This is a genomic window from Sphaerisporangium sp. NPDC005289, assembly GCF_040607455.1.
GTDB classification, from domain to species: domain Bacteria; phylum Actinomycetota; class Actinomycetes; order Streptosporangiales; family Streptosporangiaceae; genus Sphaerisporangium; species Sphaerisporangium rhizosphaerae.
Window position 1 is genome coordinate 111,016 of record NZ_JBEXGS010000018.1, and the last position, 24,890, is coordinate 135,905.

The following is a 24,890-nucleotide window of genomic DNA, read 5'->3' on the forward strand; positions in this document are numbered from 1 at the left end:
CGTCAGCCATGAAAAGGGCCTCGCTCCGCTCGGACCGTGTTCCCCGGGGCTCCGCCCCGACCCCGGCAGGGGCTCCGCCCCCGCACCCCCGAAAACCAGTGCTCGACGAGGTCTGAACGGTCGGGTCCAAAGGCGAATTGTGATGTCAAATGACGCGATCGCCCGCCTTGACGGCGCCGATGAAGGCTCGCCACTCTCCGTGGGAGACGAGGATCATGGGCCCCGACCGGCTCTTGCTGTCACGTACCGCGACCACTCCCACCAGATCGGCGGCCACTTCCACACACTGGCCGCCATTGCCGGAGGACTTCGATGACTTTCGCCAGGCGGCGGCGCTCAGGTCCATCGTTGTTCCGCCTCTTCGATCATTTTGAGGGATACGTGCTCAGGGTAGGCCCAGAGCCGTATCGTCTCATAGCGCCTTCGGATGGATGTCACATATTCCGGGTCGCTTGTGATATGTCCCTGAACAGGGGAGTCCGCGTGAACGGCGTCCGGCTGCCCGTGCGGCAGTTCGGCGATCATGAATGGTCCCGCCATGCCCGGGAGGCACCCCGGATCGACCACCTGGACGGAGACCATGGGCGATGTCCTCATCTCCAGTAGGCGCTCCAATTGTTCGCGCATCACTCCAGGTCCCCCCACCTGGCGATGGAGCACTCCTGCGTCGATGAGGACGAGGATCAGGGGCGGGTTTTGTCCGTCGAGGATTCTCTGCCGCTGCATTCGTGCTTCGACGCGCTGGTCGACCTCTTCGGGCGTGATCTGGGGTTCCAGCTCGAATATGTGCCGGGCGTAGGCCCGGGTCTGTAGGAGACCGGGAATCAGGAGTGGGTCCCAGGAGCGCAGCACCTGGGCGTTCGGCTCGATCTCCTCTACCCAGTTCCTGAACCAGACGGGTCCTCCCGGGGTGACGATGTGTTCACGTAGGCGGGTGAAGTGCCTGCTCTCGCCGGTGCCGAAGAGGAGGTCGAGTCGTTCGGCATCCGACCTCGATGGGGTGCGAGTAGCGGCCTCCAGGCGGCTGATCTGCGTCTGGGTGCACCCGAGACGGGTGGCCACGGCAGTCTGGGACAGCTCTGCGGCCTCGCGTAGCCGGCGCATCTCGGCGCCGAACCGTACGCGAGGAGACTCCGCCCGAGGAAAAGACTCGACACTCATCGCATTCCTCCGCAAATGCTGGAATACGGTTCGATTTTGGTGATGCCGGATCGTGGTTTCAATGAACCACGACCTGTCATGGGCGGCCATCTTCGGGTTTCTATTTCATTCCCGGGTCCATCCGCCATGGCAAGAATCCAAGCACAGTTCTTCGGTGCTGGTCCGCGTCATGCGTGAAGAAGGCTGGTATTGCTGGGTGCCGCGTACGCCGCCGGGCACGTGACTGCGGAGGCCAGTGTTTCTGTCGGACGCCGGGGTTACCTTGACAAGAGCAGACTGGTTCACGTGGCTCAGCGGAGGTCTGGAGGAGGAGGTCAGGATGGCAGTCTTACGACACATGGACCCACAGCAGCCCGACGACGTGGAAGTCATCGAGCTGACGCACGAGGAGTACGAGGCGGCGAAGGAGCAGGCGCTGCACGGGCTGGGTGTCACCTATGACGAACTGGCTCGACAGGCTAAAGAACGCCGGTTCGACTCGCTCCAGCACCGCAAGCTCTGGCTCCTCATCCGCGAGTACTGATGGGGGCGAAGCTTCACAACGAGGCACGGAAATTCGGAGAATACGTCCAACGCACTCCCAACGCGACCATTTGTGATCACATCAGGATTTCAGCGGTCATCTCCCATCCGAGTGCCGGGATCTTCGCGGGGTCAGAGGGAGCGGAGGTGGTCGACGGCGGCGCGGGCGGCCAGGCCGATGGCGGCGTCGGCTCGGGGTTGGTGCTGGGCCGTGCCGATGGAGCGGGTGAAGACCGCGACGGCGTAGCGGCCGCCGTCGGGGTACTCCACGACGCCGACCTCGTTGCGGAGGGTCGGCAGTGACCCGGTCTTCCCGCTGACCACCACGTCGTCGTAGGGGAACCCGGAGGCCAGGCGGTGCGGCCACACCTGCAGGCCGAGCAGGCGGCGGATCGCGGCGCTCGCCTCGGGGCCCGCCGCCTCGTCCCGCCAGACCATGCCGAGCAGCCGGGTCATCTCGCGCGGCGTGCTGCGGTTGGTGGTGGCGGGGTCGAGCACGCGCAGGCGGGCCAGGTCGCGCGGGTGCGGTGGTCCCTCCAGCGGTCCGAGGTCGGCCTCCAGCGCGGCGAGCATGCCGCGGCAGTCGTGCTCGACGAACGTCTCCAGCAGTCCGAACCGGGCGAGCATGGCGTTCACCGCCTCCAGCCCGACGTGCCGGGCCACGACGTCGGCGGCGGCGTTGTCGCTCACCGCGATCATCAGGTACGCCAGGTCGCGCAGCGAGAGGGTGGCCCCGTCGAGCATGGCGGCCAGCCCCGTGCCGCCCGCCGTGCGCTCGCCGGGCTCGACGCGGCACGGCAGCGCCGGGTCGAGCAATCCCGCCTCGGCCTGCCGGTAGAACTCGACCAGCAGGGGGAGCTTGAACACCGACGCGAGCACCACCGGGTCGTCGGCCCCCACGCCGACCTGCGCCCCGGTGTCCAGGTCGGTCGCGTGGAGGCTGCCGGTGACCGCGGCGGCGCGGAAGACGGACGCGAGGTCGGGAGGCCGCGTACGGGCGGCCCGACCGTCCGGGCGGGAAGGCCTGGCGGCGGTGTCGTGCGCGGCGGGGGCCCGGTCCTCGGGGGTCATGCGAGCAGGCCGGACGCCGGGCGCGGCCTGACCGCGCGGGGCGGCGCGGTTCCCTCGTGGACCATCCCGGCATTGTCCCGCAGGACGCGCAGGGCCACCGCGCCGAACTCCTCCATCGCCTGCGACGTGCGCTGCCAGGCGACCGACACCCGCCAGGCCAGCGGGGCGCCGAGCAGCGGCCGCCAGGCGACGCCGGCCTGCTCGGCGCGGGGGCCGAAGGCCACGGCCGTGCCGGACATGACCAGCCCCAGCGTGAACTGCGGGTGCCGCCCGATGTGCACCTCGCCGGGCACGTACCCGTGGCGGCGGCACTCCGACAGCGTCTCCTCGTGCAGTCCCGGCTCGCTCTCACGGGGGAACAGCACCAGGTGGCGCGGCGCCAGGTCGGCCAGGTGGACCGAGGAGAACGCGGCCAGCGGGTCGTCCTCGGCGAGCAGCACGCCCGGGTGCTGGACCAGCACGGGCCCGAACCGCAGCCCCGGGGCGCTCACCGGGTGGCGGACCACGCCGCCGTCCAGGGCGCCGTCGGTCAGCGCCCCCACCTGGTCGGCCGTGCCCATCTCGATCAGGCCGAGCCGCACCTCGGGGTGGGCCTCGCGGAAGCCGGCGAGCAGGGCCGCGATGGCGGACCCGCCCAGGTCGGGCGGCACGCCGACGCGCAGCGTGGCGGCGCCACCGGTCGCGCGGGCCAGCAGCGCGGGGATGGCGTCCACCCGCTCGACGATGTCGCGGGCCTCGGCGAGCAGCAGCCGGCCCGCCTCGGTGAGCCGGACCTGGCGGCTGGAGCGGTCGAACAGGCGCACGCCCAGTTCGTCCTCCAGGCGTTTGATGCGCTGGCTGAGCGGCGGCTGCGCCATGCCGAGCCGCACCGCCGCGTTGCCGAAGTGCAGCTCGTCGGCGACGACGGTGAAGTAGCGCAGGTGCCGTACCAGGTCCATCACCAGCGACTATATCCAGATCCGTATGAAAATGACGTGCATAGCAATATTGGACATAACGGTCAGTCGTCTGCTGTCCTCCTCCTGAGTCGAAGGGGGAACGATGAGACGAGTGACAGTGGTGACCGCCATGGCGCTGGTGCCGCTGGCCGTGGCGGGCGGGGTGGTGTGGGCACTGCGCGCCGAGGGGTCGGCCCAGGACACCGCCGCCCGCTACCTGGCCGCCTGGTCCAAGGGCGACTACGCCGCGATGCGCGCCATGGTGGCCGCACCGCCGGGCGACTTCGAGCAGTGGTACCGCCGCTTCCACGACGACCTGCGGCTCACCTCCGCCCGCTTCACGCCCGGCGCGGTCAAGGAGGGCGGGACGGCGACGACGGTGGACTTCCGCGCCGACCTGCGCGGCCCGGTCGACTTCGGGTACACCGCCACCCTGCGGCTGGTCGAGCGGGACCGCGCGTGGAAGGTGTCCTTCTCGCCCTCCTCGCTGCACCGCGACCTCACGGCCGGCGCGCGCTTCCGGGTCACCCAGGTGCCGGCGGAGCCCGCGCCGATCCTCGCCGCCGACGGCGCCCGCATCGACACGCCCACCGCCCCGGGCTCGGTGCTCCAGATCGTCGACGGGCTCAAGGCCGAGTACGGCTCCCGGCTGAAGGGCAGGCCGTCGGCCCGCGTGGAGATCGTCAAGGACGGCCGGGCCGTCGAGACGGTGGCGGCCGGGCGGGCCGCGCCCGGCACGCCGCTGCGCACCACCATCGACCTGCGGGTCCACCGGGCGGGGGCGGCGGCGCTGGAGGGGGTGCGCAAACCCGCCTCGCTGGTGGCGCTGCGTCCCTCGACGGGCGAGGTGCTGGCCGCGGTCAACCGGCCGGGCGGCTTCAACCGCGCGCTGCTCGGCGCCTATCCGCCGGGGTCGACGTTCAAGGTGGTGACCGCTTCCGCGCTGGTCGCCGGCGGCATGGCCCCCGGCGACACCGTCGAGTGCCCGCCCGAGCGGACCATCGGCGGGTTCGCCTTCCACAACGCCGAGTTCCACGACTTCGGGCGGCTGTCGCTGGAGGACGCCTTCGCCCACTCGTGCAACACCACCTTCGGCAGCCTGGCGGTGGACCGGCTCGGCGGCGCGCGGCTGGCCGAGGTGGCGCGCGGCTTCGGATTCGGCGCGCCGATCACGCCCGGGGTGCCGGCCGTGCGCGCGGCCTTCCCCGCTCCGCGCGACGACACCGACCTGGCCTCGGCGGCGATCGGCCAGGGCCGCGTGCTGGCCAGCCCGCTGAACATGGCCGCCGTGGCCGCCGCCATCGCCGACGGGACCTGGCGCCAGCCCCGGCTCGTGCCGCCGTCTCTGGTCCCCGCGGGCGGGTCGGCGCCGCGCGTTCTAGAGCCCGCGGTCGTCCGCGCCCTGCGCGACCTGATGCCCGCCGTGGTGAGCGAGGGCACCGCGAGCGGCGTGGACTTCCCCGGCGGGACGGCAGGCAAGACCGGCACGGCCGAGTACGGGTCGGGCCGTATGCCGCCGACCCACTCGTGGTTCATCGGCTACCGGGACGACCTGGCGTTCGCGGTCATCGTCGAGGGCGGGGGCACCGGCGCGGCGGTCGCGGCGCCGGTCGCCGCCCGCTTCCTGTCCCGGCTCGCGACCGGCTGAGGCGACGCCCCGCACGGGACGGTGGTGCGCGGGGCCCCGCCCCGGGGCGTCGGTGCGGGCGGCGTCCCGGGGCCGGGCGCGGGGCGGCTCAGTGCCGCGCGCGGGCGGCGACCATGTCGCGGATGCGGTCGGCGGCGCCCACGAACAACCCTGCGGCCTTGAGCAGCCCCGGGTTCGGCGGCGTGTGCGGGTGCGGCCGGGTCGGGGCGATCCTCTTCGCCTTCTCCATCTTGGTGCCGAGCTCCATGGCTCGGTCGGGGCTGATCACCAGGCGCAGCTCCGGCCAGACCTGCTCCTCCTCGTAGGCGATGTGCTCGCGCGCCTCGGCGATGAACTCCGTCAGCATGTCCTCGTACCTGGACTCGCCGGGCTCGTAGTCGATGAGGTCGTTGAGGGTGTACTTGGCCCGCTGTTCCTGCTTGATCGCGTGCTCGGCCAGCTCGTCGCCGTGCGGGACCAGGTGCCGCACGACGGGCCAGAAGTACTCCTCCTCGACCGCCTCGTGCTTGGACTCCTCGATGATGAGCCGGCGCACCTGCTGCTTGCGCTGCCGCATCCGCTCGTCTCCGTCGCCGGTGACGGGCATGTCCTCCAGCTCGACCAGCATCCGCTTGACGTCCTGGTGATCCCGTTCCAGAAACTCGAACACGTTCGCCATGGCTCTGCCTCCCGTGCGATGGCGCGTTCCCCCTTTTGTGGGCTTTGCCCGCATCACCGCAGGTAAACATGGGTTTTGGGTATTCAGCGTTTTTTGTCGGACGGCTCCCGTACGCTCCCCGCATTCGATCAAGGAAGGGACGGCCGGCATGGCGCCGCAGACTACGTACCTGGAGCTCTCCGAGGACGCCGGAAGCGCCCACAAGTTCTACGAGGTGGCGGTCCTGGGCACCCAGGTGACCATCACCTACGGGCGCATCGGCGAGCAGGGCCAGACCAAGGTCTCGGCGTTCGCGAGCGCCGAGAAGGCCGAGGCCGCCGCGGCGAGGAAGGTCGGCGAGAAGATCCGCAAGGGGTACGCGCCCGCCGTGCGCGGGATGCGGCAGCGGCGCGCGGTCACCCGCAGGACCATGGTGAGCGGCCGCTCCACCGCCAGCCAGGCCCCGGTGCTGTGGCGCTTCGCCAGCGGCGCCGCCGCGTTCGGCATCTTCGTCGACGAGGACCGCTGCTGGGTCGGCAACCAGAGCGGCGACGTCTACACCGTCACCCACGGCGGCACGGTCACCGGCCACTTCCGCCTGCCCGACGGCGTCAAGTGCATCGTCGCCGACGACTTCTGGATCTACGCCGGCGCCGACGACGGCAAGGTGTACGACCTGAGCGGCAAGGTGCCGCGGGTGGCCTACGAGATCGCCGAGGACGTCGACATCTACTGGCTCGACATCGACGACGGCGTGCTCGGCGTCTCCGACCGGGAGGGGCGCATCACCACGATCGACCACGAGGACGAGTTCCAGTGGGCCCGCACCGGCGAGGGCAGCGCGGCGTGGATGGTGCGCTGCGACCAGGAGGCCGTCTACCACGGCCACTCGCGCGGCGTCGCGCGGTACGACGCCGCGGACGGCACGCCGGTCTGGCACACCGGCCTCGACGGACAGGTGCTGTTCGGCTGGCAGGACCACGGCGCGGTCTACGCCGGCACCAGCCACAACAAGGTGTACCGCCTGGGCAAGCGCGGCGGCGCCGTCGAGGCGGTCTACACCTGCGACGGCGCGGTGTTCTCCTGCGCCGCCGCCCCCGACGGGCGGTTCGTCTTCGCCGGCGACAACCACTCCTCGGTCTACTGCTTCGACCGGTCCGGCAACCGGCTGTGGAAGCTCGCCACCGGGTGCGGCTCGGCCTACTCGATGCAGTTCCTGGACGACCGCCTCTACATCGTGACCACCAACGGCACGCTGGCCTGCGTGGACGCGAGCGAGGAGGCGATCAGGGCGGCCCAGGCCGGCACCGTCCCCGAGCCGGTGGACGTCAAGGCAGCCTCCTCCCTGGCCGTGGTGCGACCCTCCGCCGTCCTGGAGAGCGTCTCCGTCTCGCACGCCGACGGCGGCATCATGGTCGAATGCGTCCGCGAGGGCGACCGGCTGCGCGTGCGCGTCCTGAGCCCCGGCTACGACCCGGGGTGGAACGTCCAGTTTCCGAAGGGCGTGCGCGAGGCCGGGGCGCGTTACCTGGTCGAGGGCGTCCGCTCCTCCGAGCGCGGCGGCTACTACCGCGCCTACGGCGACATCCGCCGCCTGCTCTGACCACGCCCGCGCCGCCCAGGGCCGAGCGCCTCCACAAGGCCGCCCGGCCCGGCTCCGCTCACCCCTGCCGGGCTCCAGGTGGGGCGCGCTGGTGAGCCGCGCCGTGGCCGGGTTCGCCCGCGGAGCCTGAGACGAGATGGGCATGCGGAGGCCGGCTCTCTCGTACTGTGAGCCTCTCCTGAAGTCAGATTCTCCGGTAAGAAGCGGGCTTCGCGGCTGTTGGGCTGGGGGAGCGCTGGGTATGTGAGGCTGCGGCGAGGCGTCGCCGTCCCTCACGAGGAGGCCCCCTGTGACCGTGACCGGACAGCCCCCGGTGCCCGTGTCCCGCACCCCCTGGAAGGCCGTGCTCGGCGGCTCCATCGGCAACATGGTCGAGTGGTACGACTGGTTCGCCTATGCCAGCTTCGCCACCTACTTCGCGGCGTCGTTCTTCCCCAAGGGCGACGCCACGGCGCAGTTGCTGAACACCGCCGGCATCTTCGCGGTCGGCTTCTTCATGCGTCCCGTCGGGGGCTGGCTGCTCGGCAGGTACGCCGACCGCAGGGGACGCAAGGCCGCGCTCACCCTCACCGTCACCCTCATGTCGCTGAGCGCGCTGCTGATCGCCGTCGCCCCGACCTACGCGCAGGTCGGCTACTTCGGCGCCGCGGTGCTGCTGCTCGCCCGGCTGCTGCAGGGCCTGTCGGTGGGCGGGGAGTACGCGGCGAGCGCCACCTACCTCACCGAGGCCTCCCACCCCCGCCGGCGCGGGTTCTCCTCCAGCTTCCAGTACGTCTCGATGACCATCGGCCAGCTGATCGGCCTCGGCCTGCTGATGGCGCTCCAGCACACCATGACCGACCAGACGCTGCACTCCTGGGGCTGGCGCGTCCCGTTCGCCGTGGGCGCGGTGGGGGCCGTCGTGGTGCTCTACATCCGGCGCGGCCTGCTGGAGACCGAGGCGTTCGAGGAGGAGGAGACCGCGGCGCCCGCGCGGCGCGGCACGATCAAGGGGCTGCTGTCGCACAAGAGGGAGTTCGCCCTGGTGGTGGCGCTGACCATGGGCGGGACCGTGGCCTACTACACCTACACCACCTACCTCACCAAGTACCTGTCCAACACCGTGGGCCTGTCCAAGTCGGACGCCACGCTGGTCAGCTTCATCGCCCTGTCGATCTTCTGCCTGCTCCAGCCGCTCGCGGGCGCCCTGTCCGACCGCATCGGGCGCCGACCGCTGCTGATCGGCTTCGGCGTCGGCTCGATGCTGGGCACCGTGCCCATCATGACCGCGCTCCAGGGCGCCGAGACCGTCGGCCAAGCGCTGCTGCTCTCCCTGGCCGCGCTGGTCATCGTGACCGGCTACACCTCGATCAACGCCTGCGTGAAGGCCGAGCTGTTCCCGACCCATGTGCGCGCGCTCGGCGTCGCCCTGCCCTACGCCATCGCCAACGCCCTGTTCGGCGGCACGGCGGAGTATGTGGCGCTGTGGTTCAAGGACGCCGGCGTGGAGTCCGGCTTCTACTGGTACGTCGCCGGTTGCGCGGCGGTCTCGCTGGTGGTGTACCTGACGATGCGCGAGACCCGGAACGCGGCGCTCAGCCGCTCCGAGCGGGCCGGCGACGTCCCCCAGCCGGCCTGACGCCACCGGCACGCCGAGCGCCTGAGCGGCAGAGCCAGAACGTCAGGCCCAGAACGTCAGGCGAGAACGTCAGGGCAGGAACGTCAGGGCAGGAACGTCAGGGCAGGAACGCCGACGGGCTCGACCGCTGCCGAGGGTTCAGGCGACGCTGTCCGCGTGTCGCTCGGCGGCCCCGGCGGGAACGGGCGCCGGGTTGACGATGAACAGGTGGGAGCGGGCGTGCCGGCCCAGCTCGCGGCCGGCGCTGGCGTCCATCAGGGCGGCGATGCCGCCGTGGGTGGGCGCGCCGACCACGATGACGCTCGCGCCGATCTGGTTGGCGTGCTCGGCGACCAGCCGCCCGGCGCCGCCGTGGTCGCAGGCACCCAGGAGCACGTGCCCGACGGCGGGGACGTCGCTGCGGGCGAGCAGTTCCAGGTGCCGCCGCACGGTCGCCCTGGACGCCTCCAGGCTCTCGCCCTCCGCCGCGCCCTCGCCGGTGACGGCGCCCTCCTGAGCGTGCAGCAGGTGGACGGACCTGCCGGCGAGCGCGGCCAGCCGCGCGGCGGCCTCGGTCACCTTGACGGCCGCGGGGGAGCCGTCGATCGCCGCCACGATCGGCGCCCCGCCGCCGCTCGCCGTCGCGCCGCCGCGGTCGCCCTCGGTGTCGCCGTTCAGGGTGACCAGGACGGCTCCGGTGCGCGCGGCGACCGCGGGCTCGGAGGTGGCGGGCTCGGAGGCGGCCTGGCCGCCTTCGGCCTGGACGCGCTCGGCCTCGACCAGATGCCCGTGCGCGGTGGACAGGATCACGATGCCGAGCACCAGCGCCCCCGCCCCGATGAAGAACGGCACGTGGATGTTGGTGAGCTCGACCAGTTTGCCCGCCGCGAACGGCGCGAGGCCGCCGCCGATGAAGCGGACGAACCCGTAGGCGGCCGACGCGATCGGGCGCTCGACGGGGGCGACGGTCATCACGGCCTGCGTGGTGACGGTGTTGTTGATCCCGATGAAGACCCCGGCCACGATCACCGCGGTCACCAGCACCGGTGGATGCGTCGTCCAGATCGCGATGACGAGCACGGTCACCGCGAACAGGGCGAGGTTGGCGTACAGTGTCCGGGCGATGCCGAAGCGGCTCTGCAACCAGGGCGCGCCGAACACCGAGAACAGCGCGACGAGCAGGCCCCAGCCGGTGAAGACGAAGCCGAGCTGGATGGCGTCCAGTCCCATCGGGAACGGGGCGTAGCCGAGGACGGTGAAGAACGCCCAGTTGTAGCAGAGCGCGGTCAGCGACATGGTCAGCAGGCCGCGGTGCCGCAGCGCGCGCAGCGGGTCCAGCAGGCTGGTCTTGCGCTGAGGTCGCGGCGTCCGCTCCACCAGCACGACGGTGGCGATCAGCGCGACGGCCATCAGCACCGACACCCCGTAGAACGGGCCGCGCCAGCTCACGTGGCCGAGCAGGCCGCCGAGCAGCGGGCCCACCGCGATGCCGAGGCCGAGCGCGGCCTCGTACAGGATGATCGCGCCCGCGAAGCCGCCGCTGGCCGAGGCCACGATGACCGCGAGCGAGGTGGCGATGAACAACGCGTTGCCGATGCCCCAGCCGGCCCGGAAGCCGACGATCGTCCCGATGCTCGGCGACGCCCCGGCCAGCGCGCTGAACACCACGATGAGCACCAGACCCGCCATCAGCGTGAACTTGGCGCCGATGCGGCTGGACACCCAGCCGGTGATCAGCATCGCGACGGCCGTGACCACCAGGTAGCTCGTGAAGAGCAGCGTGACCTGGCTGGGCGTGGCGTTCAGCTCGTGGGAGATCGCGGGCAGGATCGGGTCGACCAGCCCGATGCCCATGAACGAGACCACGCAGGCGAAGGCGACGGCGAACACCGCTTTCGGCTGCCTGAACGGGCTCGCGCTCGCTCCGGCGGGATGACCACTCATCAAAACTCCTTGACTGTGGAAACTGGTCCTTCAGGGCCGGGAGAAAACGGGGGACGGTGTCGCGCCGGTATCGAATCCAACAACTCTGATAGGGTTCGAACATACGTACGGCATACAAGGTGCGGGTCTACCCCACTCCCGAGCAGGCGGCCATGCTGAGCCGCACGTTCGGCTGCGTGCGCGTGGTGTGGAACCGCACCCTGGCCTGGCGGCACGCCCGCTACCACGGCGAAGGCGCCAAGACCGGCTTCACCCAGGCCAACGCCTACCTGACCGCGATGAAGGCCACCGAGGAGCTGGCGTGGCTGAATGAGGTGTCGTCGGTTCCGTTGCAGCAGGCGATCCGCCACCAGCAGGTCGCGTTCACCAACTTCTTCGCCGGACGCGCCAGGTATCCGCGCTACAAGTCCCGCACCGGGCGCCAGAGCGCCGAATACACCCGCTCGGCCTTCCGCTACCGCGACGGGCGGCTGTTGCTGGCGAAGATGGACGTCCCGCTGGCGTTCGTGTGGTCCTGGCCGGGCATCGATCCGGTGACGATCGACCCGACCACGGTGACCATCTCGCGCGATCCGTGCGGCCGCTGGTACGCCTCCTTCGCCGTCGACCTCGCCGTCGACGTCGAGGATCCCGGGCAGGCTCCGGCGACCGGCCGGGTGGTGGGCGTGGACGTCGGGGTGACGCACTTCGCCGTCACCTCCGACGGCGAGAAGATCGCCAACCCGCGCCACCTGGCGAAACGGGAACGCAACCTGGCCCGCTACCAACGGCGCCAGGCCCGCAAGAAGACCGGCTCGGCCAACCGGGCCAAGGCCAGGGCCAAGGTCGCCCGTGCGCACCGCAAGGTCCGCGCCTCCCGCGCCGACTTCCTGCACCGCACCTCGGCCCGGCTGGTCGGTGACCACGACGTGATCGTGATCGAAGACCTCAACGTCAAGGGCATGGTGCGCAACCCGAGCCTGGCCAAGGCGATCTCCGACTGCGGCTGGGGCGCTTTTCGCCGCATGCTGGAGTACAAGACCGCCAAGTACGGCCGCCACCTGATCGTGATCGACCGGTGGTTCCCCAGCTCGAAAACCTGCTCGGCATGCGGGCATCTGCTCGCTGAGCTGTCGTTGAGTTCCCGGACGTGGCAGTGCCCGTCCTGCGGCACCCGGCACGACCGGGACGTCAACGCCGCCAAGAACATCCTGGCGGCAGGTCTTGCCGTGTCTGCCTGTGGAGGTGACGTCAGACACTCCGGGTCCTCCCGGGTGCAGTCGCCGGTGAAGCAGGAACTCCAGCCCGCGAGGGCCGGAATCCCCGTCCTTCAGGGCGGGGAGTAGTCAACAATGCTCCATCTCGGGGCAATTCGAGGGCTCGGAGGGGGCCGGTCGGTGCCATGAGTTCATCGGGGCCAGGCCGCTCCGGGGAGACCTCCACGATCACATTCAGCGGGAGGCGTCGGGCCGGTCGTCGGGGATCAGGCGCGTCAGGCTATCGATGGCGGGGAGCGCGGCGACCAGCACGTTCCGCTCGTCTTCCGAGAGCTGGGTCAGCAGCCGGGCGAGCGCGTCGGTGCGCACCTTGCGCCGCGCGGCCAGGGCGGCGCGCCCGGCGTCGGTGATGTGCACCCGGACGACGCGTCCGTCCTCCGGATCGCCGGCCCGCTCGGCGAGGCCCGACTCCTGCAGCCGGGAGACGAGCTGGGTCATCGCCGGCTGGGTGACGCCCTCGCGCGCGGCGAGCTCCGTCAGACGGCAGGGGCCCGAACGCTCGAGCGTGGCCAGCGTCGCGGCCGAGGTGAGCGAGAGCTCCCCGCGAGCGGTCAGCCGCAACACCATGCGGGTGAGCCGTTCCAGGGCGGTCGTCACCTCGGTCGCCGGAAAGCGGCGCGTGTCCGCCATGACCGGAAAGTCCATAAGACACTTATATCAACACATTATGTATCCGGCCACCCCAGCCCCTGGCCGCCCTGGCCTGACCCGGGGGCGCGACCGGTCGTCGAGGGCGCCGGGCTCAGCGGCGAGGGTGTTTGAACTTGATGTTGCCCATGCCGACGCGGCCGCTGACGCGGAGCACCGGCAGACCCGGCTCCGCCGCGGAGGTGATCTTGTTGACGACGTTGCCCATGCCGGTCGTCACGTTCTCGACCATGACCGCCCAGCCCCGGGGCACGATGACGATGATGTTGCCCGGCCCGCAGGTGACGTTCAGCAGCACCTCGGGGTGCGGGCAGGTCGCCGCGGTGAAGTCGATCTTGATGTTGCCCCAGGTGCACTCGGCGACGATGTGCCGGGGGACCGTCCACTGGCCCGCCTGGGCGATGGAGCCCGAGCCGGTGCGCAGCACCAGCGGCTCGGTGGCGGCGGCCATCACGGCGGTGGAGGGCGCCATGCGCGGCAGATCCTCGATCAGCGCGTCCAGCTCGGCGTAGGTCCTGGCCGCGTAGGTCCGGTCGAGCCGTTCTTCCAGCTCTTCCAGAGTGATCCGGCCCTCGCCGGCGGCGATGCGCAGACGTTCGGACACGGCCTCCCGGTCGGCGTCCGACGCCCGTACGTTTCCGATCGCATCCGTCATATCACCACCGTAGCGAAGGATGCCGATCTGCCGGAGCCTCCGTACCGTAGAGATCGTGGCCGGGGGCGCGGGACAGGACGGGCGATTGTGCGGTACGACGGGAAGCGTGGTGGAACCTCCTCGCACTACCATCTCGGCTGCCCGGGATCCTATTGGTGTGATCGGCACCGGAACGGTGGAGATGGACGGTCGTGAACGTCGGCGGTTGCCCCCTGGCGTGCGCCCGTTGTTCGGCGACGGCGGAGAGGGGCGGACGCTTTCGGTTGAGTTGCCCGCCGGGTCGGTCGTGTGGCCCGACCCCACCTACCTCCGCTTCCCCTCGGCGGTCCGCGGCCGTCCGGCCTTCTGGCTGAGCGAGGCGCCCGCGACCGGCTCCCTGTACGCGCGGCTGCGGGCCGAGCACCCCCGTTCGGGGCTGTGGCCGGTGCTGCTGGAGGAGTCGGTGCAGCCGTGGTCGGTCGGGCAGATCGCCCCCGACGCCGCCGCGGAGATCGACAACTACAACGTCGGCGCCTTCATGGAAGAGGTGTGGGCCGACTGGGTCCAGCGGGCGTCGGAGGACCAGATCGAGATCCTCGACCCTTTCGGCCCCCTCTGCCCGGGCCCCGCGGAACCCACGGAGCTCGTGGAACCTGGCGGGACGAGGCCCGACCCCGGCGCGGTGGCCGACTGGTACGCCGCCACGCTGGCCGAGCAGGGCATGCCCGTGGGCCTGGCAGCGGTCGATCGCGGCGCCGACGCCCTGGCCGTCATGGGATGGCAGGGCGCGCTGCACCACAACGAGTGGAACGTCCCGCTCGCCGCCGTGGTGCGAAGCTGGGAGGACCGCTTCGGCGTGCGGCTGGTGTGCATGGGGTTCAACACGCTGGAGCTCAGTGTGGCGGCGCCGCCCACCACCGCGCACCACGCCGTCCACGTCGCCGCCGAGCACTGGGCGTTCTGCCCGGACGCCATCATCCAGGGCGCCGGCACCCTCCAGGACTACGCCGAGCAGCTCCGCGGCCGGCACACCTGGTCCTTCTGGTGGGACTGACCTCCGGCGGCGGGGAGCGACCCCGGGCGGCGCGGCATGCCGGGAGAGATCGTCCGGGCCGCCCGTGAGATGATGGGCGCGTGCTTCGCCGGATCAAGTGTGACGTGGACGACGGGCGGGGCGCAGGCGCCGCAGGCCCGGCGGGCCGTCACGCGCGAGTCGCCGCGAGGCCGAGTGATCGCCCGTCAACCACCAGGAGGTCCGCATGACTGCCGACGCGCCCGAGCCGGCGACCGAGACCCGGGCCGCCGGAACGCCCGCGACCGACGCGCGGAGCGCCGACACCCCAGACACCCCAGACACCCCTGGCAACCCGGACATCGCCGGTACCGAGGCCTCCGCGGCGGACGTCCCCGGCCCTGAGACCCCCGACGACGAGCTGAAGCGGAAGTTCCGCGAGGCCCTCGAGCGCAAGCGCCGCACCCAGGCCGACTCGAGCGGCGGCGGTCGCGGCAAGGACGGCTCCAAGATCCACGGCACCCACGGCCCGGCCGCGGGCAAGCGTTCGTTCCGCCGCAAGAGCGGCGGCTGACCGCCCTCATCGCGGGCCGGCCCTTCTGGAACAGCAGGGCCACCTCGCCAGGTCGGGCTTCCTGGGGCGGCGGATCATCCAGTCGGCCGGGATTCCCCGGACGGCAGGGTCACCTCGCCGGGCCGGGACCGCCGGAGCGGCGGGGTCATCCAGTCGGGCCGGGACGTCTAGGGCCGCGGGGTCATCCAGTCGGGGCGGGACGTCAGGGCAGCGGGGTCACCTGGTCGCCCAGGCGCACTTCGCCCGGGCCTTCCGGGATCAGGCGGACGCCGAAGAACACCCTCCCGTCCCACTTGCGATGCCGCGAGAGGGTGCGCACCGGTTCGCTGCCCGGCGTGAGCGTGCGGGTGTCGATGGTGGTGAGCACGCAGCGGTCGCAGTGCTCGGCGAAGCGGTAGCCGACCTCGCCGATGCGCACGCGCGTCCAGGAGTCCTCGGCGAACGGCTCACCGCCGTCGACGACGACGTTCGGCCGGAACCGGTGCATCGGCAGCGGCGCGGGCGGCTCCTCGCCGCGCTCGACGGCGTCCTGGGCGATCCAGTCGTCCAGGGACCGCAGCGACGCCAGGGAGGTCAGCAGCAGCGGTCCGTCGTCCTGCAGGACCATGGTGTCGCCGGGCCGGCCGCCGTGCGACGGGCCGACCGGGCGCCGCCGCGGGTCCTCCAGCCACACCAGCCGGACGGGCGTGCCGAGCGCCCGCGACATCCACCGGTCGGCCGCTTCGCCCGCTCCCACCGCCACGTCCAGGCGTTCGAAGCGCACCGGCCGGCCCGGACCGCCGGAGGGCGGGCTCACCTCGATCGGCGCGAGCCCGGGGGCGGCCAGCGTGATCGCGCCGGCGGCGGCGGGCGTGGCGGTCATCCCGAGCATCGCGTGCAGATCTCGCGCGGTGTGGACCTGGCCGTCCTCGGCAGTGACCGCCCAGCGGCGGTCACTGGCGAGGCCCCAGGGCTCCACGGCGGCCGTGTCCACCGTCACCCCGCCGAGGGATTTGACCGGATAGATGTTGATCTCCGTCACGCGCACGAACCCACGGTAACCTTCGACTATTTGGGAGCGCTCCCACCTGGCTCGATGGACACTCCTCCCAAATGCCAAAAATGGGCCTCTCCATCGTCATTGGGCGGCATTCGCCCCCAGATCACGACAGAACGCCGCCGCGTGTGCCCCCCAGATCGGGGAACAATCTTGTTGCGAGTGATTCACATCACTGACTTATTGCCGTAATGTGTGTGGGAGCGCTCCCACTAAGGAGATTCCCGGTGTCCGTCACCTTCCCCGCGAATCGCACGACCGGAGCGGACGTGCTCAGTGGCCTCCCCCTGCGGACGGCCGAATGGATACTGTCCGCGAGAGCCGAGAGCGTCCGCGCGGCACGTGCGCTGGTGGGCAGGGAACTGCGGAGCTGGGGCACCGGAGGGCTGGTCGACGACTGCACGCTGATCATCAGTGAGCTCGTCACCAACGCCATCCAGCATGGCGGCACGGCGTTCTCGCTCAGGCTCGGCAGTGACGGGAACTGGGTGTACGGCGAGGTCTTCGACGCGGGCGACGGCCTGCCCTGCATGGGCTCGGAAGACCTGGACGCCACCTGCGGGCGGGGTCTGCTGATCGTCGGCACGCTCGCCGACGACTGGGGCGTCGTCGAGGCCCAGGGCGGCGGCAAGATCGTGTGGTTCGTCGCGGGCCTCGGTGGCGAACCCGTGAGCTGACCTCGCGGTTCGGGGGTCTGTGAGGTCTCGCCGGGGCACGGTGATCACCGGGCGGTGCGTGCTTCGGCGATCCGGTACGGCTTGCGCCGATGGCGGAGCCCGCCCTCAGGGGCAGGAGCCCGCCCTCGGGCAGGCCGTACCGGAACCAATCTCCCCGTGAGGACGGCCGTGGCGGCGCGCGGGGTCAGCGGAAGGCGTCCAGGCCCGTGACCGCCCGCCCGAGGGTGAGCGCGTGGACCTCCTCGGTGCCCTCGTAGGTGGCGACGGTCTCCAGGTTCACCATGTGGCGCATCACCGGATACTCCAGGGTGATGCCGTTGGCGCCGTGGATGCCGCGCGCGGTGGCCGCCACCCGCTGGGCCGCCCGCACGTTGGCGAGCTTGCCGAAGCTGACGTGCGCGTGGTGGGCGAGGCCGGCGTCCTTCAGCCGGCCGATGCGCAACGCCGTCATCATGGCGTGGTTGACGTCCACCAGCATGTCGGCGAGCTTGCGCTGGGTAAGCTGGAAGCCGCCGATCGGCCGGTCGAACTGCACCCGGCTCTTGGAGTAGTCGATCGAGGCCAGCAGGCAGGTGCGGGCCGCTCCCGCGACGCCCCAGACGATGCCGAACCGCGCCTCCGACAGGCACGACAGCGGCGCCTTCAGGCCCTCGGCGCCGGGCAGCAGCGCCTCCTTGGGCAGCCGCACCCCGTCGAGCACCAGCTCGGAGGTGATCGAGGCGCGCAGCGAGATCTTCTTGTGGATCACGTTGGCCGAGAACCCCGGGGCGGAGGTCGGCACCAGGAAGCCGCGGATGCCCTCGTCGGTCCTGGCCCACACGATCGCGACGTCGGCCACCGAGCCGTTCGTGATCCACATCTTGGTCCCGTCGAGCACCCAGTCGTCGCCGTCGCGGCGGGCGCGGGTGCGCATCGAGCCGGGGTCGCTGCCGGAGTCGGGCTCGGTCAGCCCGAAACAGCCCAGAGCCTCGCCGGTCACCATGCGCGGCAGCCACTCCTGCTTCTGCTCGCCGCTCCCGTACTTGTGGATCGCGGTCATCGCCAGCGACCCCTGCACCGAGACGAAGCTGCGCAGCCCGCTGTCCACGGCCTCCAGCTCGCGGCAGGCCAGCCCGTAGCTCACCGCGTTGGTGCCCGCGCAGCCGTACCCGGACAGGTGCATGCCGAACACGCCGAGCTTGCCCATGCTCCGGGCCAGGCCGCGCGGGTCGGGGATCGTACCGGCATCGAACCAGTCGGCGACATGGGGGAGGAGCTCGGCGCTGCCGTAGTCGCGCACCGCGTCGCGGATCGCGCGCTCCTCGTCGGACAGCTCACCATCGACGTCGAGAAAGTCATGAGGGTTCATGCGGTCACCGTCATCGGTCGCGGAGGTGCCCGGTGCGGCGCTCCTGTTACCAGCACCCAATCACAGCCGCCCGGCCGCCGCAGGAGAGGGGATGGCCGGGACCCGCTCGGCCCCGGCCGATGACCTCAGTCGAGATCCTGCCGCCGCTTGGCCCTGGGCGAGAGCCGCTTGAGCGCACGGTCGAAGACGTCGCCGAAGGGGTTCTCCTGGACGAGGTAGGTCCAGGTGGCCGTGGGACGGCGAAGGCCGCTGTCGGGCGCGTCCAGACCGTCCGCGGTGATGGTCGCCGTGCGGAACGTCTCGACCGAGCGGCTCTCGACCTCCTCCATCAGGTGGCGGTAGGCGGAGACGCCCTCGCGGTGGAACTCCTCCAGGGGCCTGAGCTTGTGGCCGAGCGCCCGCAGGTGGATGCCTTCCCGCACGTCGGACATGTAGCCCAGGTACTCGGTCCAGCAGCGGTCGAGGTGGAACAGGAGGATCTGGCGGGCCGCGTCCTTCAGCACGGGCTCCTCCACGCTCCCGGACAGCTCCTCCCACCGGCCGGGGACGGCCTTGGCGAGCGCGTCGGCCGCGGAGTCGCCGTGCAGCACCTTGTCGCGCTGCGCCAGCACCAGGTCGCGCTGCTGCTCCAGGAGCCGGGTGTAGCGCCAGGTGTTGCGGTGGATCTCCAGGTGGGCGCCCTCGGCGACCCGCTGGGCGTGGCCGACGACGTACCCGGCCCGCTTATGCAGGACGACCCCGTCGTCCCCCGCCTTGGGCAGGGCCTCGTCGGGGGCGTAGTGCGTGATCAGGGGGTCTTCGAGGCTGACGAGGAACACCGAGCCGCCCGGGTCGCCCTGGCGGCCGGCGCGCCCGCGCAGCTGGTCGTCCAGGCGGCTGCTCGCGTGCCTGCCCGAGCCGATGACGTACAGGCCGCCCAGCTCGGCGACGCCCTCGCCGAGGCGGATGTCGGTGCCCCGGCCGGCCATCTGCGTCGACACGGTGATCGCCGCCCGCTCGCCGGCGCGCGCGATGATCGCGGCCTCCTGCGCGTCGTTCTTGGCGTTGAGGACGACGCAGTCGAGGCCGTCGGCGGCCAGGTCGGCGGCCAGGCGCTCGGACTCCGACACGTCCAGGGTGCCGACCAGGATCGGCCGCCCGGTGGCGTGGACGCGGCCGATCTCCGCGGCCAGCGCGCGCTCTTTGTCGGCGACGGTGCCGTAGACGCGGTCGGGTTCGTCGACGCGCACGCACGGCTTGTTGGAGGGGATGACCGCGACCTTCAGCCCGTAGAACTCCCTGAGCTGCTCCTCGACCGCCACCGCCGTACCCGTCATGCCGCATATTTCGGGATATCTGCGGATGAGGCCCTGGATGGTGATCGAGTCGAGGATCTCACCGGTCTCGCTGGCGGGCAGTGCCTCCTTGGCCTCCACGGCGGCCTGCAGGCCGTCGGGCCAGCGCTGGAGCGTCGCCACCCGGCCGCGGGACTGGCTGACCAGGTGGATGCGCCCGTCGCGCACCAGGTAGTCCACGTCGCGGGTGAGCAGGGCATGGGCGTGCAGGGCCAGGTTCACCCGGGTCAGCACGTCGGGGGTCTCGTACAGATTGATGCCGCCCAGGGCCTTCTCGACGGCGTCGGTGCCCTTGGCGGTCAGGAACACGTTGCGTTCCTGGTCGTCCAGCTCGTAGTGGTAGCCGCGGGACAGCCGGCGGACCAGCTCTGCGGTCTCGGGCGCGTCCATCCCGGAGTCGGTCGCGCCGGCCAGCACCAGCGGGACGCGCGCCTCGTCCACCAGCACCGAGTCGGCCTCGTCGATCACCGCGACGGAGGGCTCGGGGACGACCAGATCGTCCGGCGACGTCGCGACGCGGTCGCGCAGCACGTCGAAGCCGATCTCGCTGACCGGGGCGTAGGTGACGTCCTTGGCGTAGGCCTCCCTGCGCTGCTCGCGCGTGGAGGACTGCTCGATGAAGCCCACCGACACCCCGAGGGCCTCGTACAGCGGACCCATCCACTCGGCGTCGCGGCGGGCCAGGTAGTCGTTCACCGAGATCACATGGACGCGCCTGCGCCGCAGGGCGTACCCGGCGGCGGCGATGGCGCCGGCGAGCGTCTTGCCCTCACCGGTCGCCATCTCGGCGACCTGCCCGGACATCAGCGCGAGGGCGCCGACCAACTGGACGTCGAACGGCCGCATGCCGAGCGTGCGTCGCGCGGCCTCGCGGGCGATCGCGCAGTATTCGGCCAGGTCGTCCGGGTCAGGGCGGGGAAGATCGGCCAGAGCCTTGATCCGCTCTTCGTGGCCGCCCGCCTGTGTCGCAAGACGCTGAAAGGGGCCGATGTTTGCGCTTCCCGGACGATCCAGGAGATTTCTGATAAATCGCGGTATCGAGGCCACGTCACCTCCAACGCCTCCAACTGTAACCGCGATTCCGCCCTCCGGCCGCCGCCTCAGCCGCTGTGCGCCGGTACGTCCTGCTTGGCCGACGCCGGGCGCTCCGACAGCGGGACCTCCTTGACGAAGAACGCCAGGACCAGGCCCACCAGGATCAGCGGCACCACGTACAGGAAGATCGGCGGCAGCGCCTGCGCGTACGCCCGGGCGATGACCTGGCGCACCGACGGCGGCAGGTTGTGCACCATCTGCGGGGTCATCGCGTTGACCCCGCTCGCAGGAAGCCGGGCGCCGCTTGCGGCCAGCGCGTCCGACAGGCGGTGGATGAAGATCGAGCCGACCAGCGACGTGCCGAGCGAGGCGCCCGTCTGGCGGAAGTAGTTCACGGCAGAGGTGGCCGCGCCCACGTCGCGGTGGCCGACGGAGTTCTGCACGATCAGCACGAGCGTCTGCATCACCATGCCGAGCCCGAACCCGGTGACGAACATGTAGAGGCCGTTGAGGACCATCGAGGAGTCGGCGGTCATCCGCGACAGCAGCGCCAGGCCCGCCGCCAGGATCGCCATGCCGGCGATCGGGAAGGCGCGGTAGTGCCCGGTCGCCGAGATGACCCGCCCCGAGCCGATCGAGGTGATCGTCATGCCCGCCACCATCGGCAGCATCAGCAGCCCGGACCCCGTCGCGCTGGCCCCGTTCACCATCTGCAGGAACGTGGGCAGATAGGCGATCGCGGCGAACATGCCGACGCCCACGAACACCGAGATCGCGGCGGGCAGGGAGAACAGGTCGTTGCGGAACAGGCGCAGCGGGATGATCGGCTCGGCCGCCACCCGCTCGGCCAGCACGAACCCGATCGCGAGCACCACCACCCCGGCCCCGAGCGCGATGATCACCGGCGAGTCCCACGCGTACTGCGTGCCGCCCCAGCTCGTCACCAGCACGATGCACGTGGAGGCGCCCGCCAGCAGCGCCGTGCCCAGAATGTCCAGCCTTGGGCGCGCCTTCGGCCTGGGCAGCCGGAGCACGACGGCGGTGACCCCCAGCGCGACCAGCCCGAGCGGCAGGTTCACGTAGAAGCACCACCGCCAGCTCGCGTGGTCGGTGAAGAAGCCGCCGATGAGCGGGCCGATGACCGACGACAGGCCCCACACCGCGCCGATGACGCCCACATACCGGCCGCGCTCGCGCGGGGAGACCAGATCGGCCACGATCGCCTGCACGCCGATCATCAGACCGCCGCCGCCGAGCCCCTGGAGGGCGCGGAAGGCGATGAGCTGCGGCATGTTCCGCGCCATGCCGCACAGCACCGACCCGACCAGGAAGATCACGATGGCGGCCTGAAAGACGATCTTCCGGCCGATCAGGTCGCCGAGCTTTCCGTAGATGGGCAGGCCGATGGTCGAGGCCAGGATGTAGGCGGTGACGATCCAGCCGATGTGTTCCAGGCCCTTGAGGTCGCCGACGATCGTCGGCAGGGCGGTCGACACGATCGTCTGGTCCAGAGCCGCCAGGAGCAGGGCGACCATGAGGCCCGCGAAGACCAGGCGCACCTGCCTGGGCCCCAGCGGGGCTGCCTCGGCGCTCATCCACGCCCCTCTCCTGTAAGGCTGCAAGGCCTTTCCAGCCTACGCACGGTCAAACCTTCGCACCCCCCACACCCACCGGATGCCCCCATCCCGTGATCTCCCAGACTCGATCTACCTCCCAATCATGTGATCCGCCGGTCCGATGTTCCCCCACCGCCCGCCGTGCGCGACACGGCCGCTACCGCGCTGCCCACTTCCCCTCGCCGGGCGCGATGCGCTCCTCGCCCTGCATGGGCCCTTTCCGGCGCCGGGTCGGCGAGAAGGAAGACGGCGAGTCCGGCGCCGACGTGCGGCGGGTGACCCGATGCACGTTCGTTCGTGGACGGTGCGACTAGCCGGAGCCGTCCTGGCGGGGGCTTTCGCTCTGCTCGCCGGTGGCGAGGACCGCCACCGAGGCCAGCAGGACGGCAGCGCCCGCCGCGGAGGTGGCCGTCAGCCGCTCCCCGAGCACGAGCACGCCGAGGACGGTGGCGCCCGCCGGCTCCAGCAGCGCGACCACCGAGGCCGTCGTCGCCCGCACCGAGGCGAGCCCGGCGAAGAACAGGCTGTAGGCCAGCGCGGTCGGCATCGCCCCGAGGTAGCCGAGCAGCGCCACCGAGGCCACCGCACCCCCGCTCGGCAACAGGCCCTCGGCCGCCGCCACCGGCAGCAGCAGCACTCCGCCCACCGCGAACCCCCACATGGCCGTCCCGGCCGTACGGGAGTGATCAGAACGCCCGGAATGACGGGAAAGCAGGGTCACCCCGGCATAGGCGACGGCCGACAGCAGCGCCAGCCCGATCCCGGTGACCGAACCGCCCGAGGGACCGCCCATCAGCAGCGCCAAGCCCGCGAGGGCCAGCCCCATGCTGATCGCGCCCCTGCGGCCGAGCCGCTCCGCCAGCAGCAGCCGCGCCCCGAGGGCCACCAGAGCCGGGCTCGCGCCCAGCGTGGTCGCCGTGGCCACGGCCACGCCGCTCGCCGCGACCGCACCGAAATAGGCCGCCTGCGACACCGCCAGCCCAGCCCCCACCAACACCAGCCCGGCCCACCCAGACCACCGCCCCCGGACCGCGGGCCGCTGCCCCCGGACCGCGGGCTGCCGCCCCCCGATGTGTGGACGTCGAGCCCGGATCCCGGCGTCCTGCGAATGCGCCTGGACACTCGCGACCTGAGCCTTGGCCGGCGGGACGTGAGCTTCGGCCGGCCGGTGAGTGATGCCGGCCCGCCGGTCGCCGAGCCTGGCCAGACGGGCGGCGGCGAACAGCAGCAGGGCGCCGAAGACGAAGCGCCAGAAGGACACGGCCACCGGGCCGAGCCCGCTGACCCGGTACAACACGGCCGCCGCGGGGCCGCCCGTGCCCCAGATGGCTGCCGCGACGGTGACGTACAGCATGCCTCGCCGTACGGAGACGTGCGTCATGAACTCTCTCCAGAGGAGTGAAAGCGAAAAAGGCCCCAGAACGCGGGCAGCCGCCACCCACCGAGCCCTCCAGGCCCGGCCAAATGGAGAGAGAACCGCCCGCTAGACCGCGGGCGGCGGAGAAACGATCAGAACGCGACGCATGGCGTCAGAGTAGCGTCCCGGCCGGTGCCGGCGAATGTCCCTGTTCCCCTTCCGCGACCCGGCGAATTGGTGGATGTTGGGTTGAGGCATCTCGTCCAGTGGAGGCGTGCATTGACGAAGGTCGTGCGCACGGCCGATGGCAGGAGACTCGCGGTAGAGGAGAAGAGAAGACCCGGCAGGACCGTACACACGGCTGACGGCAGGCAACTGGCGGTCGACGAGAGGGGGAAACCCGACGGGGAACCGGTGTTCCTGCTGCACGGCACCCCTGGGAGCAGGGTGGGACCATGCCCGCGCGGCTCGGTCCTCTACCGGCTGGGCGTGCGGCTGATCACCTTCGATCGCCCTGGGTACGGCCTCTCCGACCGTCTGGTCGGCCGCTCGGTGGCCAGCGCGGCCCAAGACGTTGTTGCGATCGCCGACGCGCTCGGCCTCGACCGGTTCTCGGTGGTCGGCCGGTCGGGAGGTGGCCCGCACGCCCTGGCGTGCGCCGCGCTGCTGCCCGATCGTGTTCTGCGGGTCGCGGTGCTGGTCGGCATCGCTCCGCGTGCCGCCGACGGCCTCGACTGGTTCGGCGGAATGACCGAGTCCAACATCACCGAGTACCGCTTCGCTCTCGCCGGGCGTAGCCGCTTCGCCGACTGGCTCGCTCCCACCGTGCGGCGAATCCGCACCGATCCGGGAAGCCTCATCGCCAGTCTGTACCAAGAGCTTCCGGAGGCGGACCGGCGCATGGTCGCCAACCCTGGTGTACGTGCGATGCTCGTCGCCAATTTCGCCGAAGCGTTGCGCCATTCACAGGACGGTTGGCTCGACGACTCCATCGCCTTTCTCGCCCCGTGGGGGTTCGATCCCGCGGCCATACGGGTGCCGACTCTCCTCTGGCACGGAGAGAAGGACAAGATCTCCCCGATCGGCCATTCGCGCTGGCTGGCCGCTCGCATCCGCACGGCGACGATACAGGTGGAGCCGGACGCCGCACACTTCGGCTCTCTGGCGGCGCTTCCAGACCTGCTGCCCTGGCTGGTCAACGGCGAGAAGGCCGCCTGAGGGGCGCCGCCACGGCCGTCGCGT

23 protein-coding genes are annotated in these 24,890 nt (G+C 71.3%); 10 read left to right on the plus strand and 13 right to left on the minus strand.

All coding sequences use genetic code 11. The features are described from left to right. Nucleotides 1-145: 145 nt before the first annotated feature. Together ABZT47_RS27950 and ABZT47_RS27955 are read right to left on the minus strand one after the other, a co-directional pair. Nucleotides 146-346 (minus strand): DUF397 domain-containing protein, encoded by a 201-nt coding sequence (locus tag ABZT47_RS27950; protein WP_354848232.1) that lies wholly within the window; start codon nt 344-346, stop codon nt 146-148. Then, nucleotides 337-1,161: a helix-turn-helix transcriptional regulator gene (locus ABZT47_RS27955; RefSeq protein ID WP_354848235.1), complete on the minus strand. Its 825-nt coding sequence runs from the start codon at nt 1,159-1,161 to the stop codon at nt 337-339. The genes ABZT47_RS27950 and ABZT47_RS27955 overlap by 10 nt, the downstream gene beginning before the upstream one ends. Nucleotides 1,162-1,222: 61 nt before the next feature. On the opposite strand from ABZT47_RS27955, the gene ABZT47_RS27960 reads away from it, so the two are divergent. Both ABZT47_RS27960 and ABZT47_RS27965 read left to right on the plus strand, forming a co-directional pair. Then, a complete protein-coding gene (locus ABZT47_RS27960; protein ID WP_354848238.1) occupies nt 1,223-1,384 on the plus strand; it encodes a hypothetical protein in 162 nt (53 codons plus the stop codon). Nucleotides 1,385-1,480: 96 nt separating this feature from the next. Further along, entirely contained in the window at nt 1,481-1,684 is a 204-nt protein-coding gene (locus tag ABZT47_RS27965; protein ID WP_354848241.1) for a hypothetical protein, read from the plus strand. Between the two features lie 131 nt (nt 1,685-1,815). Here the strand turns inward: ABZT47_RS27965 and ABZT47_RS27970 are convergent, their stop codons facing one another. Beyond that, the gene (locus ABZT47_RS27970) at nt 1,816-2,754 is read right to left on the minus strand and encodes a serine hydrolase (protein ID WP_354848244.1); all 939 of its coding nucleotides are present in this window, start codon (nt 2,752-2,754) and stop codon (nt 1,816-1,818) included. After that, on the minus strand, nt 2,751-3,692 hold the full coding sequence (locus ABZT47_RS27975) for a LysR substrate-binding domain-containing protein (RefSeq protein ID WP_354848247.1): 942 nt from the start codon (nt 3,690-3,692) through the stop codon (nt 2,751-2,753). The genes ABZT47_RS27970 and ABZT47_RS27975 overlap by 4 nt, the downstream gene beginning before the upstream one ends. A 103-nt stretch (nt 3,693-3,795) precedes the next feature. Between ABZT47_RS27975 and ABZT47_RS27980 the strand changes: the two genes are divergently transcribed. Further along, on the plus strand, nt 3,796-5,340 hold the full coding sequence (locus ABZT47_RS27980; RefSeq protein WP_354848250.1) for a penicillin-binding transpeptidase domain-containing protein: 1,545 nt from the start codon (nt 3,796-3,798) through the stop codon (nt 5,338-5,340). Nucleotides 5,341-5,428: 88 nt separating this feature from the next. Here the strand turns inward: ABZT47_RS27980 and ABZT47_RS27985 are convergent, their stop codons facing one another. Beyond that, nucleotides 5,429-5,998 (minus strand): hemerythrin domain-containing protein, encoded by a 570-nt coding sequence (locus ABZT47_RS27985; protein WP_354848253.1) that lies wholly within the window; start codon nt 5,996-5,998, stop codon nt 5,429-5,431. A 148-nt stretch (nt 5,999-6,146) separates the two neighbouring features. Here ABZT47_RS27985 and ABZT47_RS27990 point away from each other — a divergent pair, with 148 nt between their 5' ends. Both ABZT47_RS27990 and ABZT47_RS27995 read left to right on the plus strand, forming a co-directional pair. After that, a complete protein-coding gene (locus ABZT47_RS27990; RefSeq protein ID WP_354848255.1) occupies nt 6,147-7,580 on the plus strand; it encodes a WGR domain-containing protein in 1,434 nt (477 codons plus the stop codon). A 289-nt stretch (nt 7,581-7,869) separates the two neighbouring features. Continuing rightward, on the plus strand, nt 7,870-9,198 hold the full coding sequence (locus tag ABZT47_RS27995) for an MFS transporter (protein WP_354848258.1): 1,329 nt from the start codon (nt 7,870-7,872) through the stop codon (nt 9,196-9,198). Nucleotides 9,199-9,336: 138 nt separating this feature from the next. Here the strand turns inward: ABZT47_RS27995 and ABZT47_RS28000 are convergent, their stop codons facing one another. Further along, a complete protein-coding gene (locus tag ABZT47_RS28000) occupies nt 9,337-11,121 on the minus strand; it encodes an MFS transporter (protein ID WP_354848261.1) in 1,785 nt (594 codons plus the stop codon). Between the two features lie 101 nt (nt 11,122-11,222). On the opposite strand from ABZT47_RS28000, the gene ABZT47_RS28005 reads away from it, so the two are divergent. Next, a complete protein-coding gene (locus ABZT47_RS28005) occupies nt 11,223-12,446 on the plus strand; it encodes an RNA-guided endonuclease TnpB family protein (protein WP_354848395.1) in 1,224 nt (407 codons plus the stop codon). Nucleotides 12,447-12,551: 105 nt separating this feature from the next. On the opposite strand, the gene ABZT47_RS28010 is transcribed toward ABZT47_RS28005, so the two are convergent. Next, nucleotides 12,552-13,007: a MarR family transcriptional regulator gene (locus ABZT47_RS28010; RefSeq protein ID WP_354848264.1), complete on the minus strand. Its 456-nt coding sequence runs from the start codon at nt 13,005-13,007 to the stop codon at nt 12,552-12,554. Between the two features lie 112 nt (nt 13,008-13,119). Continuing rightward, entirely contained in the window at nt 13,120-13,680 is a 561-nt protein-coding gene (locus ABZT47_RS28015; protein ID WP_354848267.1) for a DUF1707 domain-containing protein, read from the minus strand. A gap of 157 nt (nt 13,681-13,837) precedes the next feature. On the opposite strand from ABZT47_RS28015, the gene ABZT47_RS28020 reads away from it, so the two are divergent. Together ABZT47_RS28020 and ABZT47_RS28025 are read left to right on the plus strand one after the other, a co-directional pair. Beyond that, nucleotides 13,838-14,713, plus strand: a complete 876-nt coding sequence (locus ABZT47_RS28020; protein ID WP_354848269.1) for a DUF4253 domain-containing protein — start codon at nt 13,838-13,840, stop codon at nt 14,711-14,713. 205 nt (nt 14,714-14,918) lie between these two features. Beyond that, the gene (locus ABZT47_RS28025) at nt 14,919-15,245 is read left to right on the plus strand and encodes a DUF5302 domain-containing protein (RefSeq protein ID WP_354848272.1); all 327 of its coding nucleotides are present in this window, start codon (nt 14,919-14,921) and stop codon (nt 15,243-15,245) included. 202 nt (nt 15,246-15,447) lie between these two features. Here ABZT47_RS28025 and ABZT47_RS28030 read toward each other — a convergent pair whose 3' ends face one another. Further along, entirely contained in the window at nt 15,448-16,272 is an 825-nt protein-coding gene (locus tag ABZT47_RS28030; protein WP_354848275.1) for an MOSC N-terminal beta barrel domain-containing protein, read from the minus strand. 236 nt (nt 16,273-16,508) lie between these two features. On the opposite strand from ABZT47_RS28030, the gene ABZT47_RS28035 reads away from it, so the two are divergent. Continuing rightward, nucleotides 16,509-16,958 (plus strand): ATP-binding protein, encoded by a 450-nt coding sequence (locus ABZT47_RS28035; protein WP_354848278.1) that lies wholly within the window; start codon nt 16,509-16,511, stop codon nt 16,956-16,958. Nucleotides 16,959-17,142: 184 nt separating this feature from the next. Here the strand turns inward: ABZT47_RS28035 and ABZT47_RS28040 are convergent, their stop codons facing one another. The 4 genes from ABZT47_RS28040 to ABZT47_RS28055 all read right to left on the minus strand — a co-directional run bounded on the left by ABZT47_RS28040 (nt 17,143) and on the right by ABZT47_RS28055 (nt 23,672). Next, a complete protein-coding gene (locus ABZT47_RS28040) occupies nt 17,143-18,306 on the minus strand; it encodes an acyl-CoA dehydrogenase family protein (protein ID WP_354848282.1) in 1,164 nt (387 codons plus the stop codon). A gap of 125 nt (nt 18,307-18,431) precedes the next feature. Continuing rightward, the gene (secA2, locus tag ABZT47_RS28045; protein ID WP_354848285.1) at nt 18,432-20,687 is read right to left on the minus strand and encodes an accessory Sec system translocase SecA2; all 2,256 of its coding nucleotides are present in this window, start codon (nt 20,685-20,687) and stop codon (nt 18,432-18,434) included. Nucleotides 20,688-20,740: 53 nt separating this feature from the next. After that, nucleotides 20,741-22,270, minus strand: coding sequence for an MDR family MFS transporter (locus tag ABZT47_RS28050; protein ID WP_354848288.1), 1,530 nt, complete (start codon nt 22,268-22,270; stop codon nt 20,741-20,743). Between the two features lie 331 nt (nt 22,271-22,601). Next, nucleotides 22,602-23,672, minus strand: a complete 1,071-nt coding sequence (locus tag ABZT47_RS28055; protein ID WP_354848291.1) for a DMT family transporter — start codon at nt 23,670-23,672, stop codon at nt 22,602-22,604. Between the two features lie 255 nt (nt 23,673-23,927). Between ABZT47_RS28055 and ABZT47_RS28060 the strand changes: the two genes are divergently transcribed. Next, nucleotides 23,928-24,866 carry an alpha/beta hydrolase gene (locus tag ABZT47_RS28060; protein ID WP_354848294.1) on the plus strand — a complete coding sequence of 313 codons (939 nt, stop codon included), beginning with the start codon at nt 23,928-23,930 and terminating at the stop codon, nt 24,864-24,866. The last annotated feature ends 24 nt before the right edge of the window (nt 24,867-24,890 follow it).